The organism is Maribacter aquimarinus (genome assembly GCF_047345505.1).
Lineage (GTDB): Bacteria > Bacteroidota > Bacteroidia > Flavobacteriales > Flavobacteriaceae > Maribacter.
In genome coordinates, this window is sequence record NZ_JBLFEO010000003.1 from 131,393 (window position 1) to 152,724 (window position 21,332).

At 52.3% G+C, this 21,332-nt stretch carries 6 protein-coding genes; 5 read left to right on the forward strand and 1 reads right to left on the reverse strand.

Annotated features, from left to right (window positions below; genetic code table 11):
• Positions 1-132 precede the first annotated feature (132 nt).
• From ACKWCC_RS03305 to ACKWCC_RS03325, 5 genes are all read left to right on the forward strand, one after another.
• Positions 133-1,722: a fasciclin domain-containing protein gene (locus tag ACKWCC_RS03305; protein WP_413994475.1), complete on the forward strand. Its 1,590-nt coding sequence runs from the start codon at positions 133-135 to the stop codon at positions 1,720-1,722.
• A 455-nt stretch (positions 1,723-2,177) separates the two neighbouring features.
• On the forward strand, positions 2,178-5,420 hold the full coding sequence (locus ACKWCC_RS03310; RefSeq protein WP_413994476.1) for a SusC/RagA family TonB-linked outer membrane protein: 3,243 nt from the start codon (positions 2,178-2,180) through the stop codon (positions 5,418-5,420).
• A gap of 21 nt (positions 5,421-5,441) precedes the next feature.
• On the forward strand, positions 5,442-7,178 hold the full coding sequence (locus ACKWCC_RS03315) for a RagB/SusD family nutrient uptake outer membrane protein (RefSeq protein ID WP_413994477.1): 1,737 nt from the start codon (positions 5,442-5,444) through the stop codon (positions 7,176-7,178).
• A gap of 361 nt (positions 7,179-7,539) precedes the next feature.
• The gene (locus ACKWCC_RS03320; RefSeq protein WP_413994478.1) at positions 7,540-10,893 is read left to right on the forward strand and encodes a VCBS repeat-containing protein; all 3,354 of its coding nucleotides are present in this window, start codon (positions 7,540-7,542) and stop codon (positions 10,891-10,893) included.
• Between the two features lie 75 nt (positions 10,894-10,968).
• Positions 10,969-12,480, forward strand: coding sequence for an FG-GAP repeat domain-containing protein (locus ACKWCC_RS03325; RefSeq protein ID WP_413994479.1), 1,512 nt, complete (start codon positions 10,969-10,971; stop codon positions 12,478-12,480).
• 198 nt (positions 12,481-12,678) lie between these two features.
• On the opposite strand, the gene ACKWCC_RS03330 is transcribed toward ACKWCC_RS03325, so the two are convergent.
• A complete protein-coding gene (locus ACKWCC_RS03330; RefSeq protein WP_413994480.1) occupies positions 12,679-21,312 on the reverse strand; it encodes a T9SS type B sorting domain-containing protein in 8,634 nt (2,877 codons plus the stop codon).
• Positions 21,313-21,332: the final 20 nt, after the last annotated feature.

Consider the following 21,332-nt stretch of genomic DNA (forward strand, 5'->3'; position numbering starts at 1 on the left):
TCTTTAACACAAATTTGTAGTATTATTACATTTGATTTACAGCTTGCTTAACAATTAAGGAAAGGATTTGGATTGTTATTCAAGTAACAAAATCTGCAAAAAATCATTTAAAACTAACAAACAACAACAGGAATGATGAACAAATTAATTTTTAAGACATGTTTGGCTATGGCGGCCCTGTTTACTTTTGCATCTTGTCAAGAGGATTCAGATGAGCGCCTAGAAATAAGTTTGGAGGGCAGGGGCACTGTGGTGGATGCCATTGTCAGGAATTCCACCGTTTCCACTTTAGAGAGTGCTTTGGGCGTGGCAACGGGCAATCTCACTGAAACATTGAATGGCACAGGACCGTTCACGGTCTTTGCCCCAAGCAACGATGCTTTCAACAATCTGGCGGAAAGCTTGGGCCTTGAAGATGGTGCCGCGCTTTTGGAAGTGGTTGATCCAGATTTATTGTCTCAGATTTTAACCTACCACGTGGTCGCCGGTCAAGTGGCTTCTACAGACTTAACGGATGGAGGTACTGTTACCACGGTACTGGGTGATGACCTTACCGTTTCTTTATTGGAAGATGGTGGTGTGGCCTTATTTGATGCCAGTAAGCTGCCCGAGACAGATACCCAAGCTCTCGTTACCTTGGCAGATCAAGAGTTCAACAATGGCATTGTACATTTTATTGACAAGGTACTTTTGCCCAAAGCTGCCATTGACGCTCTTGATGTTGATGTACGTCCAAATATAGTGGAATGGGCCGTAAGCACCCCGGACCTCAGCATTTTGGTCGATGCCTTGGTTTTAACGGATTTGGTTGATACGGTTAGTGAGCTGGATTCAATCACTGTTTTGGCGCCTACCAACCAAGCCTTCAGTGATTTACTGGATGCATTGGGAGATGATTACAACAGTTTGGAAGATTTTGACAACGATACTGAAATAGCCTTGTTGGGAGACGTCCTAAAATACCACGTATTGAATGCGCGGGTAGGATCTACCGACTTGGCCCCCGGGGAAGCAGCAACAGTGCTCGAAGACAATGCCATTACCATAGTGGCCAATGGGCAAGGGTTTGAGTTCGGAGATGCCACAACAACAAATGCAGGCATAGTTACTGCGGACATCGATGGGTCCAATGGTTTTGTGCACATAGTGGATAAAGTGTTGTTGCCAGAAGCAGCGTTGGACTTTCTTGCCCTTTTGGCGAGTGACGATCTGGCCACGATTGTTGTCGAAACTCCGGCCCTTAGTGTTCTTGAAGAAGCACTCATCGCCACGGATCTTGTAGCTGTATTTGTGGACAACACTAACATCGCTGACCCGGATGCCACAAATTTCACCTACGATAATCCTGTAACGGTGTTTGCCCCAACGGATGATGCTTTTGTGGCGCTTCTGGAGGTTTTGGGAGATGACTACACTAGCATTGCCAGTTTTGACACAGAGGCAGAACTACAGCTGCTTACCGATATTCTTTTGTACCACGTGGTATCCGGAAAGGTTACCAGCGACCAGCTCGCAGAGGGCCCTGTAACGACGGTTGGCGGAAGTGATATTGATATTATTGCCCAACTGGGTGGTACTGGATTTGTTATTGGCGATGCCACCAATGATGTGAACGCAACCATAGCAATTCCAGATGTCTTGGCCAGAAATGGAGTGGCCCACGTAATTGATAAGGTCTTACTGCCGCAGGCGGCCATCGATTTTGTGAACTCCTTGGATTGAACCAAAAAGGCTAGAATTCTTTTGTAAACAAAAACCCTGCCACAACTCTTTCGTTGCGGTAGGGTTAACTAAAAGAGACAATCGCATTGGGCCATATTATAACTGTTCGGGAAAATCAAATTCCACTGTACACTCAGGATCAGCTTAAGGGCAACATTCGTTTTATTCCGTTTCTCCTTAAAAATCGAAATCTTGAAATAAAACGTACTATTCTTAAACCCTTAATTAGAAATGAAAATTGTGACTGTACGGACTTATAAAAGGAGTCTTTTAAGGCGACTGGATATTTTTAATTTGGGGTGAGCAACAGAGACCCGCCGGTGTATATCAATTAGCTATTCCAAACATAAAATGACAAACAAGAATTTTAGTGTTTTACTGGGCAAGATAATGCCATTGAGCCCAAGCGAACACGAAGCGCTGAATTTTTTATAAACTAACAAACAACAAGGATGATGAATCTAACAGATGATTACAACTCGGTACGTTCAAAAGGCGCCTGGCGCACTTTTGGAATCGGCATCTTGTCCCTCGTATTTTGCCTGGGCACCCAGCTTGTCAGGGCAAATGCAGGAACAAGTTTAAATGAGCCCAGGGAAATGGGCTTGCAGAGCACCATCACGGGAACGGTCTTGGATGAGAACGGGGCACCACTGCCAGGCGCCAGTGTGGTGATCAAGGGAACCACCACCGGTACCCAGACCGACTTTGACGGTAACTTCAGTATTGAGGCCAATGCAGACGACACCCTGATTTTCAGCTATGTGGGCTATGCCTCACAGGAGATTGCCATTGACGGTCAAACCTCGCTCTCCATCTCCATGGCGGTAGATGCCGCAGCCTTGGATGAGGTGGTGGTAGTGGGCTATGCCGCCCAGACCCGTGGAGACCTCACCGGTTCCGTATCTTCCGTAGATGTCTCGGAAGCGGTAAAACAACCTTTGGTGAACGTGGCCGAGGCCTTGGAAGGTAGGGCCACAGGGGTGAGCATTACCAATGCCGGTGCCCCGGGCGGCACCCCAATTGTGCGGATTAGAGGCTTTGGCACACCCAACAACAACAACCCACTCTACATCATTGACGGATTACAGACCCAAGATGGTAGCATCCTCAACAACATTAACCCAGCAGACATTGACCAGATCAACGTGTTAAAGGACGGTGCGGCCTCCATTTATGGGGCAAGGGCCTCCAATGGGGTCATTATCGTGACCACCAAAAATGGCAACTACAACCAAAACAAGTTGAGTGTCTCTGTGGAAGCCTACACCGGTTTTTCCCAAGTGACCAATCTGCCCGATATGCTCAATGCAGAGCAATTGGGCGATGTGATCTACGTTAGCAAGCTCAACGATGCCATCAGGACAGGGGCACCTATTGCAGACATACGGCATCCACAATATTTCCCCAACGGGGGCAATCCCGTGGTGCCCTCCCAATTGGTTGGCGTAACGCTTCAAGGCACGGGCGAAGCTGTGGATGCACCCGTGAGACCGGGCGGCACCAATTGGTTGGAAGAAATTTTCAGAATGGCGCCCACCCAGAATTTTTCGGCCACGGTTTCCAATGGCGGGGAGCGGGGCAAATACTCCTTTAGTGCGGGCTACCTCAACAGGGAGGGCATTCAATTGAATACCGGATTCAAGCGTGGACAAGTGCGCTTTAACTCGGAATACAAAGTAACAGACAGGCTTACCGTTGGGGAAAACGTCAACATATCGTTTGGCAATACCAGATTGGCCGGCAACAACACCTCCATGGCCATGCGGATAAGCCCCTTGGTGCCCGTGCGCGATAGCCAGGGACGCTTTGCTGGGACCTACAACAACGCTCGCGGCCTTTCCAATGCGGAAAACCCCGTGGCCAATTTGGCTCGGAACTCAGATGATTTTTCCAAGCAGACACGCATCCTTGGGGACATCTATGCCAATCTGGAACTGGCCGATGGACTCAATGTCAGGACCGTTTTGGGAGGCGATATCAATATCATCAATCAGCGTGATTTCCTGGCCAGGGACCCTGAATCCGCAGAACCGCGTGCCACCAACTCGTTGCGCGAACGAAACGCTCAATTTTACAACTGGGTCTGGACCAACACCTTGAATTACGTCAAAACCTTTGGTAAGCACAATATCAATGCCTTGGTAGGATTGGAGGCCACCAGGGGAACGGGCAAGAGCTTGGAAGTTTCGGCAACGGGTTTCCTTTTTGAGACTCCGGATTTTTATCTGTTGGACAACGCATCCGGATCGCCCATTGTAAACCCAGGAGAAACCTATGATTTTGAAAATACGCTTTCTTCCGTGTTCGGTTCGGCAAATTATTCCTATAACAACAAGTATTTGGTCACGGCCACCCTGAGAAGGGATCGCTCTTCCAGATTTTTGGGAGACAAACAGACCGGGATTTTCCCTGCCTTCAGTGCCGGATGGAACATTAGCAATGAAGGGTTCTTTCCCCAGGACGGATTCGTTAACCGTTTGAAGCTTAAGGCCAGTTGGGGCGCCATGGGCAACCAGGAACTGCCGGCGAGCAACCCTACCAGAAACATCTCAAGCCTAAACAACCAGTTGGCAGACTACGCCTTTACAGGAAGTGGTAGTGCCGCAACGGGTGCCCTGCTTTCCCAAGTGGGCAACCCCAATTTGGGCTGGGAGACCACCGAGTCGTTTAATGTGGGTACGGAAATAGGGCTGTTGAACAACACCTTGAATTTCTCCTTGGAATACTACCGCATCACCACCCAGGATCTGATCGCTCAGGATTTAACCATCATAAGCGATACCGCCATAGATGCCAATCCTCCTTTCACAAACATTGGTAGTTTTCAAAATACCGGTTTTGATTTTACGGCCTCTTATTTCAATCAGACCAGTGACGACTTCTCCTTTGGGGCAGATCTAAACCTGTCCACCGTGAGAAACGAGGTACTGGAACTTGCGAGCGAATTTCAATTGGGTAACCGTTTCCGCTCTGGCGTCTTCAACAGGACACAGGTAGGGCAACCCTTGGCCTCCTTTTTTGGTCTTGAAAACAATGGAATTTACCGTAGTGAAGCCGAAGTGGCAGCAGGACCGGACCAAGGCTTTCCCAACGATGGCGCCGGTGTGGGCCGTTTGCGCTTTGTGGACCAAAACGGGGATGGGGTGATCAACGATGATGACCGTACCTTCATTGGAAGCCCGCACCCAGATGTGATCTTGGGCCTTAACCTGAGCGCCAATTACAAAAACTGGGACATTAGCTTGTTCTTCTCAGGGACCATTGGAAACGATATTTACAACTTTGAGCGCATTTACACGGACTTTGGCACCTTCCCAGATGGTAACCGCAACGTGAGGGTCTTGGATGCTTTTCATCCTGTAACTAACCCCAGTGGTTCGGCCCCTGCCCTGAGCTTTGGTGTCTTGAACGGGGAAACCAGTCCCAACTCCTTCTTTGTGGAAGATGGCTCCTTTGTTCGCCTCAAGAACCTTTCCATTGGCTACACCTTCCCCAACATCCTCACGGACAACTGGGGCATAGACAACCTAAGACTGTATGTAAACGCAAACAACCTGCTCACCATTACCGGTTACAATGGTCTGGACCCAGAAATTCGTCCAGCCAGCGATACCAGTGCCTTGACCTTGGGTGTGGACGACAATACCTTTCCTTTGGCAAGAATTTTTACCTTTGGTGTTAATTTAAAATTGTAATAAAATGAAAATTGTAATAAAATGAAAAAGAGACTAATTTATGTTTTTGCCGCCTTGATCGGGATGTATTCCTGCGGTGACGACTTTTCGGAGACCCCGGCAGTAGGGGCATTGAGTGATGAAGCCTTGGCCAACACCTCGGGTGTGGACCTATTGCTAACCGGAGCCTATTCCGCTCTGGACGGCAACCGCAACAACAGGCCCGGAAACCAGTTTGGCGTAAGCGCGGACAACTGGTGGCTGGACGTGATGTCCGACGATGCCCACAAAGGCAGTAACGATGCGGACCAGGAAGAACTCTTCCAACTGGAAACCAATGACATTCGTACCGTGAACAGCTATTTTAGGGCCAAGTTTGCCGCCCTGTACGCGGGAGTGAACCGGGCCAATGCCGCTTTGAACGTGATTCAGGGGATAGATACCAGTACCCTCTTGCCCTTGGAAGCAGAGAAGCTGACCCAACAAGAAGGTGAGGCCAGGTTCCTGAGGGGGCACTACTACTTTGAACTCACCAAAATCTTTGGCAACGTCGCCATCATAGATGTGGATGATTTTAAGGAATTGGAGTTCAATCAGCCCAATGATGGGCCCGCTTGGGAACAAATTGAAAGCGATTTCCAATTCGCCATTGACAACCTGCCGGCCGTAAGGGCAGACCAGCCCGACCCGGGAAGGCCAACCGCCGTGGTGGCCAAGGCCTTTTTGGGGAAGGCCCACCTGTTTCAGCAAGACTACACGCTGGCCTTGACCTTGTTGAACGAAGTGATCAACAGTGGCGAGTTTTCCCTGAACCCCGAGTTCTTGGACAATTTCACCACCTCGGGCGAAAACAGCCCAGAATCGGTCTTTGCCGTACAGTTTGCCGCCGATGACGGTTTTTCTTTCAACGGAAACATTGGCAGCACCTTGAACTTTCCCGGTGGAGGCCCCTTCGGCTCTTGCTGTGGGTTCTATATGCCCACCATTGACCTGGCCAATGCCTACCAAGTAGATCCGGCCACAGGTCTGCCCATGCTGGATATGGCGGACAACCTGCCCGTGTTCAAGAACGATTACAACATCCAATCCGATCAGGCCTTTGAGCCGGACACCACCACCCCGGTGGATCCACGTTTGGATTATACCGTAGGGCGCAGGGGCATTGATTACAATGGCTTTGGAGAACATATTGGCAAGGAATGGATCCGCTCCGCACCCGTGGATGACATATCCGGGCCATATCTCCCCAAAAAGAGCGTGTACCAACAAAGTGAGATCGGTGTGAGCCGAGGCCAAGGCGGCTGGGGCGAAGAGCGCTCCGGACTCAACTACAACATCATGCGCTTTTCAGACGTGCTCTTGATGGCCGCGGAGGCCGCCGTGGAAACCGGTGATCTGGCCACGGCCCTTAACTACGTGAACCAAGTTAGGGAACGTGCCGCCAATACCTCCGTTGTCCAGGCCGTGGATGGCAGTGGGCCTGCGGCCAATTACCAAATTGGACTGTACCCCGCCTTCCCGGATGCCGATTTTGCCAGGGATGCCGTGCGCTACGAGCGCCGTTTGGAATTGGGCATGGAAGGACACCGCCTATTTGATCTAAGAAGGTGGGGCGTTACCACTGAGGTACTGCCTACCTACTATGCCAACGAGACCCGTGTCATTGAGAATTTTGGGCCAAAAGTGCTGCCCTACCAGCCGCATTTTGACCTTTCTCCCATTCCAATTGACGCCATCGATTTAAGTGGGGGCATCCTCACCCAGAATCCAGGTTATTAAAAACTTGGGTCACATCCAAAAAAAAAGGGACGCCGATCGGGTGTCCCTTTTTTATTTAGGGCAGGACCACAACCAAATGTTAAGGCGGAAGTTCAAAAGCATGTTAATTATTTTTTCATGCTGTCCCTTTGGGCTATTTTTACTCAACTATAAAGCACCGTGGCCAGATGGCCCCACACGCCCAGAAAAGGGCTGTGGCCAGATTAAAAAATAAACCTAAAATATTTGTGCAAACCAATATGCAGTGAGGAGACAAACCCAACACCGTGCCGCTGACCATACGCACAAAATCGTTGGAAACAGCATTGCAACGCCATCCCTTGGCACGATTGCCATAGGGATGCCATCTTACAAAGTACCCATGCCAAAGACCTTTCGCCCCTTTTCTTTGATCCTTTTTTCCGCCGTGCTCCTTGCCTTCTTGGCCTGTGAACAAAAAGCGCAAACCGTGTTTGTCCAGGTAGGCCCTGAAAAGAGTTCCATAGATTTTAACAATGTGATCGTGGAGACAGACAGCTTCAACATCCTGAACAATGAATACATTTTCAATGGTGGTGGGGTGGCCGTGGGCGATTTTAACAATGACAACAGACCCGATATCTTTTTCAGCGGCAACCAGGTAACGAATCAATTGTACCTGAACCAAGGCAACATGGCCTTTAAAAATGTGTCTCAAGAGGCCCAAATTGAAGCACCCAACAAATGGAACACCGGCATTGCCCTGGCCGATGTGAATTTGGACGGTTTTCTGGACATCTATGTTTGCTCTGCCATGCTCCCTTCCGATCAAGAACGCCAAAACCTGCTGTTTGTTAACCAGGGCCCCGATGAAAACGGGGTGCCCACCTTTAAGGAAATGGCAGAACGCTACGGCATTGCCGGAAAGGAAAACAGCATGCACGCCACTTTTTTTGATTATGACAAAGACGGACTGCTAGATCTTTATGTCCTGAACAACGTGGACATACACCATTTGCCGGCCAATTACCGGGAGAAGATCACCGATGGCTCGGCAGAAAGCAACGATCGCCTCTATCGCAACAAGGGCAATGGCACTTTTGAAGACGTGACCCTAAAAAGCGGTATTACCATTGAGGGCTATGGCTTGGGCGTGGTCATTTCCGATATAAATTATGATGGCTGGCCAGACATCTACGTGAGCAATGACTACCTTACCAACGATGTTCTTTACATAAACAACCAAGACGGCACCTTTACGGACCGCATTGGCTCCTTTGTAAAGCATCAGAGCAAGTTTTCAATGGGAGTGGATGTGGCCGACTACAACAATGACGGCCACCTGGATATCGTTACCCTGGACATGCTCGGGGAAACCAACCTCAGGGCCAAGACCACCATATCCATGACCAAATATGCCAATTATATCTTTAACGAAAAGTTTGGGTATGATTACCAATACAGTCGCAACATGCTACAAATGGGCAACGGCCCTGGAGTGCCTTTTAGCGAGATCGGGCTCATGGCCGGCGTGGCCCGTACAGATTGGAGCTGGTCTCCCCTATTTGCGGATATGGACAATGACGGCCACAGGGACCTCTTGATCACCAACGGCTTTCCCAGGGACATTACCGACCTGGATTTTGGCGATTTCAAGTTTAACATGAGCCGTTACCTGAGTCCCGCCAAACTGCTGGATTCCATTCCCCAGATCAAAATTCCAAACTACGCCTACCAGTACAAGGGCAAACAACGGTTCCAGGACGTCAGTGCGGCATGGGGTCTGGACATCGACTCCTTTTCCAATGGGGCGGCCGTCGCCGATCTGGACGGTGATGGGGACCTGGACTACGTGGTGAACAACATTAACGATGTGGCCTTTCTTTTTGAAAATCAAAGTGACGCCATGGCCCAAAACCAAAACGGTTTTTTAAGGATGTCCTTGGCCGGTCCGGGAACCAATCCGTCCGGTATTGGCACCAAGGTGGTACTGCGCTTTGCCGATGGCACCATGGGGTACCATGAACATTATCTGGGCCGCGGCTATATGAGCACCATCGAGGACAAGATCCATTTTGGCCTGGGCAAACACAGCGAGGTGGCCGCAGTGGAAGTACTTTGGCCAGACGGCAAATACCAAGTGCTGAAGAATGTGCAAAAAGACACCCTGCTGGCCCTGGACCACAAAAATGCCCGGGACGTGGCCTTGGCCAGTTTGGATTATCCCCTGAGCGTCCCGGAACGGGATGCCATCTTCTCCGAAATCTCCAAAGAACTTGGAATGGCGCATGCCCACCAGGAAGACGACAAAGTGGATTACGATGTGCAGCGCACCCTTCCACATAAACTCACCCAGAACGGCCCTTGCCTGGTCAGTGGCGACCTCAATGGGGACGGCACGGAAGATATTGTCATTGGCAGTTCCGCGGGATATGAACCCCTTATCTTTTTTCAAAAAGAGGATGGCACCTTTTATGGCGCCCCCTTACTTGCAGAAGGAAGCCTGGCCCCTTATGAACAAGAGGGCATGGCCCTTTTTGATCTGGAGAACGACGGCGATCTGGACCTTTACCTTGTATCCGGAAGCAACGAGTTCATGCCCAAGGAACAGCACTTGTACACAGATGTCCTGTTGGTGAATGATGGGCGCGGCAATTTTAGTCTGAAACCTAGTGCCCACCCAAACATCAATACCAGTGGTGCCGTGGTCAGGGCGGCCGATTTTGATCGGGACGGTTACACCGACCTCTTTGTGGGCGGGCGTACCCCATTCGCAAAATATCCCATGCCCGAGCGCAGCTATCTCTTAAAAAACGACAAAGGCAACCTAAAGGACGTTACCGAAACTTGGGCACCGGAACTGGCCCAGGTGGGGATGGTCACAGATGCGCTTTGGGAAGACCATAATGCAGATGGTCTGCCGGATTTGATCGTGGTGGGAGAACTGATGCCCATTACCGTTTTTGAGAACAGGGCATCCACATTGAACAAGGTGGCCCTAAGCGGGCTATCGTCCACATTGGGTTGGTGGGAAAGCCTGGCACCCGGAGATTTTGACAAGGATGGGGATACGGATTTCATCGTGGGGAACATGGGGGCCAACAACCCCTACCAACCATCCAAAGAACAACCCGTAACGCTCATTGCCAAGGACTTTGACAACAACGGCAACATTGACCCCATTACTTTTGCCCATTACCGAAAAGATTTTGAAAGCGATGTTAAGGAAGCCTTTCCCACTAGTTTCTGGGGCGATATCAAGGGACAAAGCTTGCTGTTCCGTTCCAAGTACAACAGCTACAAGGCCTATGCCAAAGCCAATGTTAACACCTTGCTCACGGAAGAAGAACGAACAGGGGCGCTGCAACTGCAGGGAAACCACGACCGTAGCGTATATGTTGAAAATCTCGGGGACGGCACCTTTGCCCTGCACGACCTGCCCTGGGAGGCCCAATTGGCTCCCGTGAACGATATGGCCGTTTTGGACCAAAACAACGACGGTAACCTGGATGTCTTGCTCATTGGCAACAACTTTGGCACCGAAGCCTTTTTTGGCCGCCAAGATGCGCTCAACGGATTGGTGCTGCAAGGCGATGGTAAAGGCAATTTTAAAAGTGTCCCCACCAACGAAAGTGGCTTTTTGGTTAGGGGCGATGCCAAGGCCATAGCAATGGTGAAAGCCGCCCCACCAAAGAACCGACCCTACATTGTGGTGGGCCAAAATAGGGACAGCCTGCTGGTATTTCAGCAAAATTGACCTTTGATCATCTCCCGCTCCGGCCGTTTACGGGCCAGGGGACCTAAGTGCTCGAATGCCATGAACAGCTCATTGATGAAACACTACCCTTTTACCGTTTTTTTTTTGGCAACGATGCTGTTTTCCTGTACCCCGGCCAAAGAAAAAAGGGCCATTGCCCTTTACGAGGCCCAATGTGCCAGCTGCCACCTGGCCCCAAAGGTGAACGAGCTGCCCAAACACCTCTGGAAAGAGGCCGTGTTGCCGGAAATGGCGGCAAGAATGGGCCTGATCACCAAGGACAACAACCCCTACCACGGCCTTTCCTTTGAAGAACAAGGGGCCAGGATGGCCACTGGGGTATTTCCGGAACGGCCCCTGATCTCCGTGAATGATTGGAACACGCTCCAAGAGTACATTATAGCGCTGGCACCGGATTCCCTGCCTAAAGCCATTAGGCCCACGGTGCCAAAAAGCCTGACCCAGTTCAGCGCCAAAACCGTGGATGTCTATGAGGGCAAGGGCGCTAGCCTCTCCTTTTTGGAATATGACCAACAGCAGCAAGAACTGGTGCTGGCCAACCTCAAAGGTGCCATAAAAACCTACGGGGGGGCCACGGGCCAAGTAACGGATGTGGACCGTACCGGACGCGCCGTTACTTCCTTTATCTCCAAGAACCAAATGCAGTACACCACAGAAGTGGGCTTCCTAAACCCCTCCGAAAGACCAAGGGGCGCCCTGCACATCCGTACGGACTCCCAAGCGGTGTCCCTGCCCTTTGTGCTGCACCGACCGGTGCATACCTTGGTGGAAGACCTCAACGCAGACGGAAATGACGAGATTGTGGTCTGTGAATTTGGGCACCTCACCGGCGCATTGTCGCTTTTTGTAAAAAAAAACGGCCTCACCTATGAGAGGCGAACCCTTTTGGATTTGCCCGGTACCGTGCGCTCCATGGCCAGGGACATGAACGGGGACAACAAACTGGACCTGATCGTGATGACCACCCAAGGCAGGGAGGGCATCACCATTTTTCACCAAGGGGAAGACTTGCAGTTTTCCCCCGAAACCGTGCTCCAATTCAGTCCCATATACGGGTCTAGCTGGTTTGACCTGGTGGATTACAACAAAGATGGACTGTTGGACATCATTACCGCCCACGGGGACAATGCGGACAAGAGCTATGTGCAAAAGCCCTATCACGGCATCCGCATTCACATCAATCAAGGACAGAACGTGTTTCAAGAACAGTACTTTTACCCCCTCAATGGGGCCACAAGGTTCGTGGCCAAGGATTTTGATCAAGACGGAGACGTGGATCTGGCCCTTTTGGCCACCTTTCCCGACTACGAGAACAGACCCAACGCAAGTTTCACCTACCTGGAAAACCTGGACAGCGAAGCCTACCAATTTCAAGACTTTGTCACGGAGCATGCCAAAGAAGGCCGGTGGCTGTTGATGGACTCCGGTGATGTGGACCAAGATGGGGACCAGGACATTGTGCTCAGTTCCTTCACATACGGCTTTACCCCCGTGCCAGAAGACCTGGCGAACCTATGGAACCAGTCTTCCACGGATCTGTTGCTCTTGGAGAACTTGTTGAAATAAAGCGTTCCTCGATCACAAGCCTTTAACCCAGTCTCGTCGCACGGATCACAAAAGCGAGCAGGGATGGTTCCAGGGTTTATTTTATGGCCCGCAGACCACACCGCAACTCTGGTGGGAGCCAACTTACCATAAAACAGGTGTTCTTTTTTCCTGTCGGGGTCCAAGGCCCTGTACCATCAAACAAAAAACACCGTTCTTTTATCTATACAGGGTAAAATGACCAAAATAGCGCTGTTTGCTCTTATCATTGGCGTTTACCTCGTACCAATAATCACCGGTGGGCACTTCTTTGCCATCGTAGGTGCCGTCCCAGCCCTTCACCTCTTGGAGAATGGCCACCACCCTACCGTAACGGTCGTATATTTTCACCTCCAGATTAGGAAAGAACTCCCAGCCCCTGGGGAACCAATGGTCATTGAGGTTGTCCCCGTCCGGGGTAAAGAAATTGGGGAATTCCAGCATACCGGTAAACTCAAAAGGCATGCTGACCTCTACCGTGCAGCCATTTTGATCCACGGCCCGTACCACTACCACCATGCTTTCATTGGTGGTAAACACGTTCTCCTCCCCATAAGATTCCCCGTTGAAGAAATATTCATAACCGCCAAACCCACCTTCTGCCGTGGCCACCAACTCGTTGGGCCCTGTTTTGTTCACCGTTAAGGTCAAGGGTTCATAGGGATCTATTGTAAAGTCGACCCTATTGGTACAGCCATTGAAGTGGTACACATACACCGAATGGTCCCCGGGGGGAAGATCGCCCCAAGAGTAGGTCTCCCCTGCCATGGCACTGCCAGCATCCGTAGGGTCTTGGGGGTTAAGCGCGAACAGAACCTCTCCCAACATACTCTGATCTTGCAACACCACGGTGGCCGTACTGTTGGGGAAAATTCCCTCGCAGCCATACGCCACACTTGCTTGCGCATTGAGGTCCACCCCAATATCTATGGTGATGACCTCCATTGTTTCGCACCCGTTGGCATCCTGCACCACCAAAACGTAAGAGGCGCCGCCCTGGAGGTCTTCCAGTGGCTGCCCCAAGAAAGGGGCGAATGCTTCGGTGCCGCGGGCATCCACGGGTTCCAGCATCTCAAATGTAAAGAGATAGTAGGGTGTGCCGCTCACCGCCGAATCGTTAAAAGGTGTACCGCCGGAGATATTGAAGGCCACCCTGCCATCATTGGCACCAATACAAAGCTCCGGATCGGTGCTGATCCCGTCAATGGACAAGGGATCGGGTTCGGGGACCATGATGACATCCTTCTCAAAACATCCGTTCTCATCCTGTATCAAGATCTCATAACTACCAGCGGCCAGGTCGGTAAACGTAAATTGGCCCGGGGTGGATACATCCGAAAAGAATTCATTGAAATTGGGCGCTATGGCAAACTGCACCAAGCCCACCCCTCCGGACTGTACCTCTATGGTGATGCTACCATCTTCCCCACCATGGCAGGAAATGGGCGCGGGCGTGGCATTGAAAACAATGGGGTCCGGCCTGTTGACCACGAAGGGACCCGCCACATCCATGCAGTTGGCGCCACTGGTCACGGCAATATAGTATTCGGTATTGGGCGGCAATGCCTCAAAGGTGCCGTTGTCCTGTGGTCCCCGGAACAAGGTGGCGGTGGCACTGGGGCTGAAGCCATCCACCGGATCGCCAATGTATAGGGAGAACAAGTTGTTCCCCACCCCACCGTTGACAAAGGACTCTATACGGCCGTCCAGTTCTGAGGCACACGAAATGTCATCGGGAAGATTGGGCAACAAGGTAATACCGGTGGCATTGGTCATGGTGATGCCATTGGATCGTACCGCATTGCAACTGTTCAAGGTGGTTACCTTCCTAACATCAAATTGGTAGGTGATGCCCTGCACCCCGGGTATCAAGACCGAAGTTCCGGCAAGGGGCTGGTAAGGGCCCACCACCACACCGTTCTCCACGGGGGCGTATTCATAGGTAAAGCCAGCCTCAGGGTTTTCAATGGACAGGCGCATCTCTCCAATACCGCCGCAACCGGGAACTTGGGTCTGTACCAACAAGGGGGCCACGGGCGGGGGTGGATCTACAAAATAAGGATCCGTTACAAAAATACAGTCGTAGCTGGAAGACACCTCAATGGCGTACCAACCGGCGCTGATGAAACCACCGGTGGCCCCAATAAAGGTGGGGGTGTTCTGCAGCCCACTGGCAGACGCAATGTCCGTATTGTCATTGCCGTTCAAATAGAGCAGCCTATAATTGTACCCTGCTCCGGGAAACCCTCCCGTGGCCCCGGAGGTGGCCGTGATGGCATCTCCGGTACTGGGATCAAAGGCCTCCAACACCGCGTTGTTCCCGTTGGGACAAAGCAGGCCTTGTGGCTCGCGGATTCCGGCCAAAATCTGCGGTACTTCTTCCAGCTCCATATCAAACTGGGCCGTACAGCCTTCCACATCGCGCACTTCCACCCGATAAAAACCAAAGGAAAGTGCTGTAAACCCATCATTGGCCGAAAAGGGCGCCACTTCCGTGGTGTAGGTGGTTCCGCCATCACCGCTCAACAGCAGTCTGTATTCATAAGGGGCGTTGTCCCAACCACCACTTCCAATGGCCTCTATTTCACCCAGGTCATTGTTGCACCCCACATTGCCCACGGGCGTTGCCGAGACCACCAACGGACCATTGGGCGTTCTTATATTGGCCACATTGCTGTCATTGGAACAGAACGGGGAACCCGTGGCCACCACCTCCACCAAGAGATTGCCCCCAGGGAGACCGGTTATACGGGCCGGACCAACATTTGCCGTATCAAAGCTACCCGAGGCCAGGGAGGTTGTTTTTCCGAGGTCTGCCGCATCGTACACATTATACGTATAAGGGCCCGTATAATTGCCTACTTCTATGAACAGGGCCCCGTCCGTGGATCCAAAACAACTTACGGGCTCAGCTTCGGAAATGGACACGGTGGGAACTTCTGGCGGCACCACGGTATGCACGGGCATGGGATAGGTACAGCCGGTGTCATTATCCGTGATCTCAAAGAAATAATCGCCGGTATCCGGTAGAAAAACATCCACAAAATTGGTGCCTCCACTATTGGTCACCGGGGCCACTGGGCTTACGGACACCGTATTCACGGTAAAGTTGGCCGTACCGGTCACCTCAATGCGCACCCTTTCATCCGTTGCGCAGGTAAGCGGATCCACATCCACAATGACCGGAACCACATCGGTGGGCACGGCAATGGTGGGCACATTGAAGGTGGTCTGGCAACCATTGCCATCCACGGCGTACACCGTAATGTCCCTCGGGGAGCCATTGTCCACGATCTCAAAAGTGTTTGAAGTCTGAAAATTGGAGAAGCCCGTGATACTGTACTGGTAACCGGATCCCACCGTGCCCGGATCCACAACATTGACCGTGATGATCGTGGAGCTGAAACGATTGGCGCCAGGCTCACAGGCAAAGGGCGGTGCCGATGCCGTTATGGAAAAAGCCGGTGGCTCGCTGATCAGAACGTCCCTTTCATCGGTACATCCCAGGGCAGAGACCACTTGTACCACGTAGTTGCCCTGTGCCAGGCCAGCAAAAGACCCAGAAGTATTGGTTGCCACGGGAACGGCCGTAACAGCCAGGGGCAAACTGCCCGGGAACAGATGGTACGCCACGATACCGTCCACATCGCTCCCCGGGGCCAGTGCCACGTTGATGCTTCCATCATTGGCGCCAAAACAGCTGATGTCCGCCGCACCGGTACCGGTAATGAGCGGTAAGGTTGGGCTGGTACTGATAATATCGGTTACGGTGACCGTACAGTTGTTGGTGCCATCGGTGACCTGGTTGTCCGTTACCAGCACCTGATAGGCGCCCGCAACCAAATTGGTGAAGGTCCCTGAAGGGTTGGTGGTTATGGGGGTGCCGCCGGCATCCTGTAATTCAAAGGAGAAATCGCCACTGCCCCCGTTGGCCACAACGGTTATGATGCCATCGGCATCGGTACAGGTGGGGTCCGTGGAAAAGCCTCCGGAGGCCGAGAGCACTTGAAAAACCTCTGGTTCGGAAAAACCGGTACATCCGTTGGCATCGACAACGTCCACCCGATAGGTACCCACGCTGCCCACGGTGAACACGGCCTCCCATCTGTTGTCCACCGCATCGAAAACCCCAAACTGGCTCACACCGCCCAGTGTAAAATTGGGGGCATTGATATTAACCGGCATGTGCACCTCAATGGTAAAACTGGCGGCCGTAACGTCGCATTGGTTGCTTACATCAAATGTTGGGCCGGGCAGCGGGGGATCTTCCGTGACTATGGCCGTGGAAATCTGGAAGGCGCAATTCCTGGCATCCCGTACCCAGATGTCATAGGGAAGGCCCGGGGCCGGTGCTCCCGGTAAAATCACGGTGGAGGCATCCGTAAAATCGTCCGTTGGGTCCGTTGGGGTCAAGGTTCCGTCCACATCCACAGGGTTTCCAGCGGGCACATAGGCGTATTCGTAGGGACTTCCCGTGGCAAAGGGCGTACCACCACTACCGCGAACGGTGAGCTGCCCATCGGCATTACAGTTGGCATTGATGTTCTCAATGACATCCACCCGGGGCATATTGAGGACGGCATCCGTCCGGGCACCGTCTGAACACGCGGTGCCATTGTCATACACCAAAATACTGTAGGGGCCCTCAGGAACTTGATAGGTTTGCGTGGTCAGTGCCGTACTCTCCGAGAGAAACAGGGCACCTGTATCGGTATTCCTGATCTCAATGTCCAACATGCCCGTTGCCCCGGTGACCGTGTAGGTAAGGCCCACCAGATTGCCCGGGATGCAGGTGGCATTGTCAATGGCCAAAGAAACAGTTACGGGAGAAGGGCCGTCCGGCACCTCTATGACCTGTTCATAAACACATCCGTTGGCCGTGTCCACCACTTCCACGGTAAAGACCTCGCCCAGCTCAATATTGTTGAAACAGTGGCGCCTTACCGGGGTGGGTGGCGTTCCGCCCAGGGACACATAACTATGGGGGGGCAAGCTACCGTCCACCGTGCGTATGTCAAAAGGCCCAGTACCGCCCACGATATCCACGCAATAGGTAAAACCGCCCGGGGCGCAAGTGGGGGGCAAGGTGGTGTTGTCAGGGACTATGGCCACGGTGGCACTGCCCACATTTACGGTATCAAGGTCGGTACAGCCACGGGAATCCAGGGTAACCACGGTATAGGCCCCAGGCACAATGGCCGCATCCAAAATATCCAAAGGATAAACCGTGGTGGCATCGGTAACGATACGGGTAATCTCGTTGCCAAAATTATCTTCCACAATATAGGTAAATTCGGCAGTGCCACCGGATACACCGGATATTTGGATTCCCCCTGAGGTAAGGCCAACGGAACAAGTGGCATCAATGGGCGCCACGGTGGCATCGGGCACCGGTACCGGATCGGGCGTAATGCCCACATCCACGATGCCGGGAATGAGACAGCCCCTGCTGTCCTTCACCACATATTCGTACGTGCCCGCGGCAAGTCCAGAATATACGGTCTGGCTGGAATAGGCAAAAATGCCATCGTCCGAGGTACCATAGCTTAGGCTTCCATCGGGACCAAACTTTATCTCAAAAGGAGGTACGCCCATGGTGGGGTCTGGCCGTATTTCAATAAAACCGCTATTGGCATCCAGACAACTGGGGCCCACCGCACGATGGGTGGCCACAATGGTGGTGGGTTCTGCAAAAACCAGGGGTTCAGAGACATCGGTACATCCATTGTTGTCGGTGACCGAAACGGTGTACGTGCCATGTTGGCCCGAAGGAACCGTATAATTGAACGATCCGGAGGGCAGGGACAAACCAATGGAGCCCGGAACCGCTGTGCCGTTACGAAATACGGTGTAGCTGGTAGCGGAAAGATTGGTAATATCGCCCCCATTAACGGAAATGCGCATAAAGCCATTTCCACCGCAGGTAATCTCACTGACAAGGGAAAGCCCCACATTGAGTTGCGGCGGTATGGTGACCGATACTTGGGCACGGCAATTGTTGTCATCCTCCACTTCAATGTCGTAGGTTCCTGGTACCAAGCCCGTAAATGTTGGGCTTGGTTGAAACGTTCCGTTCTCTATGCGGTAGCGGTGCCCGGTTCCGCCTCCGGAAGACGCCACGGTGACCGATCCGTTGTTGGTGGGTGAAAAACAGAGGTCTGCACTGGCTATGGACAGTGTGGGCGGCGTGAGTTCCACAAGATCAAAGGTAAAGGTGTCCGTACAGCCTTCCGAATCTTCCACGGAGAGCACATAGGTTCCCGGCAAGGCCAAGTTGCCAAAGGTTCTCCCTGACCGTGGCCCGATGGGGGCTCCGGAAGGTGGTGTCAAGGTATAGCGGTATCCGCCCCAACCCCCTGTGGCATTGGCGCGCACCCTGCCCAAATTTCCGTTTGCGCAGCTCATTGGGGTCACCGTACTGCCGCTAAGGTCCAAAACGGCAGCCTCTTGGATATCAAAGGAAGCGGTGTCCGTACAACCCGTATCCACATCTGTTACGGTTATGGTGTACGTGCCGGGGCCGGACAAGGGAAGCGCCACCTCTGCATCATTTTGTGGTCCACCGGTAAATAATCCACCATTGATATCATAGGTGTAATTGTTGGCAAAACCATCCACTATAAAAGTGCCCGTACCGTCTGATGCCCCGTTGCATACCCGGAGATCGCCACCGGACTTCACCCTGACCCTTATGGAACTGATCACGGCGGGGCTGAATCCTTCCGTATAGGTGCAGCCATTGGCATCCGTGATTCGGAACATGTACGATTGGGAGGTGGATAGGCCCGTAAAAAGATCGTTGCCCCCATTGTCCACATAGGTGGGCGACATAATCTCGTACCGAACAATGGCAGCATTGGCAAAACCTGTCAACTGCACGTCAGAGGTCCCTGTGGCACAGTTGATGTTGCTCTGTACAAAATCGATATCGATGGGCGGATCGGTGGGCAAAATGTCAATGGGCGTCAGTGACAGGCGGCAACCACCTCCATCGCGAATGATGGGCGTATAGGTACCGGCGGGCAAGTTGGGATATGAGGTAAGGGTGGTAAAGTTAACCCCATCCAAGCTAAACGTATAGCCACTTCCAGAACCTCCGGTAAAGGGACCCACAAAGTCGATCTGCCCGCCAGTGGTGCCTCCAGTGCCGTCACAGGACACATCATTGACCTTGGTGGCCGTACCGGTAATGGCCCCAACATTGCTCACGGTAATGTCCGGAAAGCCCAGAGTACATTCAAACCCGCCTTGCTGGTAACGTACTTCCAGCTGATCGTACAGCGTACCGGTTTCTGTGGCCGGTACCGAAAGTTGGGGCGTTACCACCCAAGGGTCCGAGGCACTGGCCCTAAAACTGAGGTTATATCCGCGGGCATCATTTACGGTAAACACAATTTGCGCCCCACCATTGGTACAATTCCCGTCAGTGCCGCTCACCGAGATATCGGGGGGCAGCAGTTGCTCCACATTGCTACTGGCCGTGATGGTGCATCCGTTGGCATCGGTAATGAGGAAATCATAGGTGCCGGCGGCCAAAACCGTGTGTACAACCGTGCCCGTATTGGTCACCGCATCCCCAAAGGCCGGCTGCACCGGGCCTCCGTTCACCGTGTAGGTATAGGGGCCCACGCCTCCGTTGACGTTAAGGGTAATATCCACATCGGAGATGGTACTGCAGCCAAAACTGCTGTTTACCTCGGTAGAGGCATCCAAAGGGGAAATGCCCGCGCCAATGGTAAGCGGATTGCCAGAGGTGTCCAAACTTTGTCTCGGCGGGTCAATGCCACTGAGCGGGTCCCCGGTACATTGAAGGGTCTCCACCTGTACGGTATAGGTACCGAAACCCACCGCATTGAACGTATAGGGATTGTCCGGCACAAAAGCAGTGAACTCCTGCGCCGCGCCGCTGGAATTGATCAAGGTATATTTAAAGGGCCCCGGCACGTTGTTCACCGCTACGGTAATGGTTCCCGTGTCCCCGATGCAGAGGGCATCCGTGATGGTGGCCTCAATGTCCATATCCAATTGGGCAATGGTAATGGGCGCATAGGGATACTCACAGGTATTGGGGGTATTTTGCAATCTGGCAATGACCGTATAAGTACCCGCGGCAAGACCATTGAAAATGGGCCCTTGCCACGTAGCGCCCCCATCCATACTGTATTCATAGGCACTGGAAAGGTTGGTGATCTGTATGCGTCCCGGCACGCCACATATGGCATCCTGTTTAATGAAGGTTTGGGTAATGGTACTCTTCTTTACCTTAAAATAAAAGACTTGCCCATCGGCAATAACCCGGTATTCTGCCCCGATGGTTGCCGGAACGGCAGCGGCACTGAGCGCAAAGGTCTGCCCATTGCCCACCTGTGTATAGCAGGAACCGGTATTGGGACAATCCTCATTGATGTCCGGGGTACAGGAGCCCCCAAGAATTTCCCAGCTCACGGAACCGTAGGGCCCACCGGAAAGCGAAATCAAACGATCATCAGAATCGCCGCAGAGGTTGAAACGTGCCACACTGAACCCCTGAACACTGCAGCCCACCACCTCGTCGGCTCCTTGGATAATGGTAGAGAACAAGGGGGCAGCGGAAACTCCATTGGTATGGCTTTCTGTAAATGTGCGGTTGTTTTTTTCGGGTGATGGGAGCGCAGCGGCAACCTTTGTGCCAACCGTTTCACCCACCTCAACAATCATCCTGGCACGCTCCAGAAGTTCGGTTGCTTCGGAGTTTGCAAGAGCCGTGAAACCGATTACCGCAAAAGCGGTAAATAAGAGCACATACAAAGTATGCCACGGTTTTTTGGGAAGCATAGGTTAAGCTTGTTTATAGA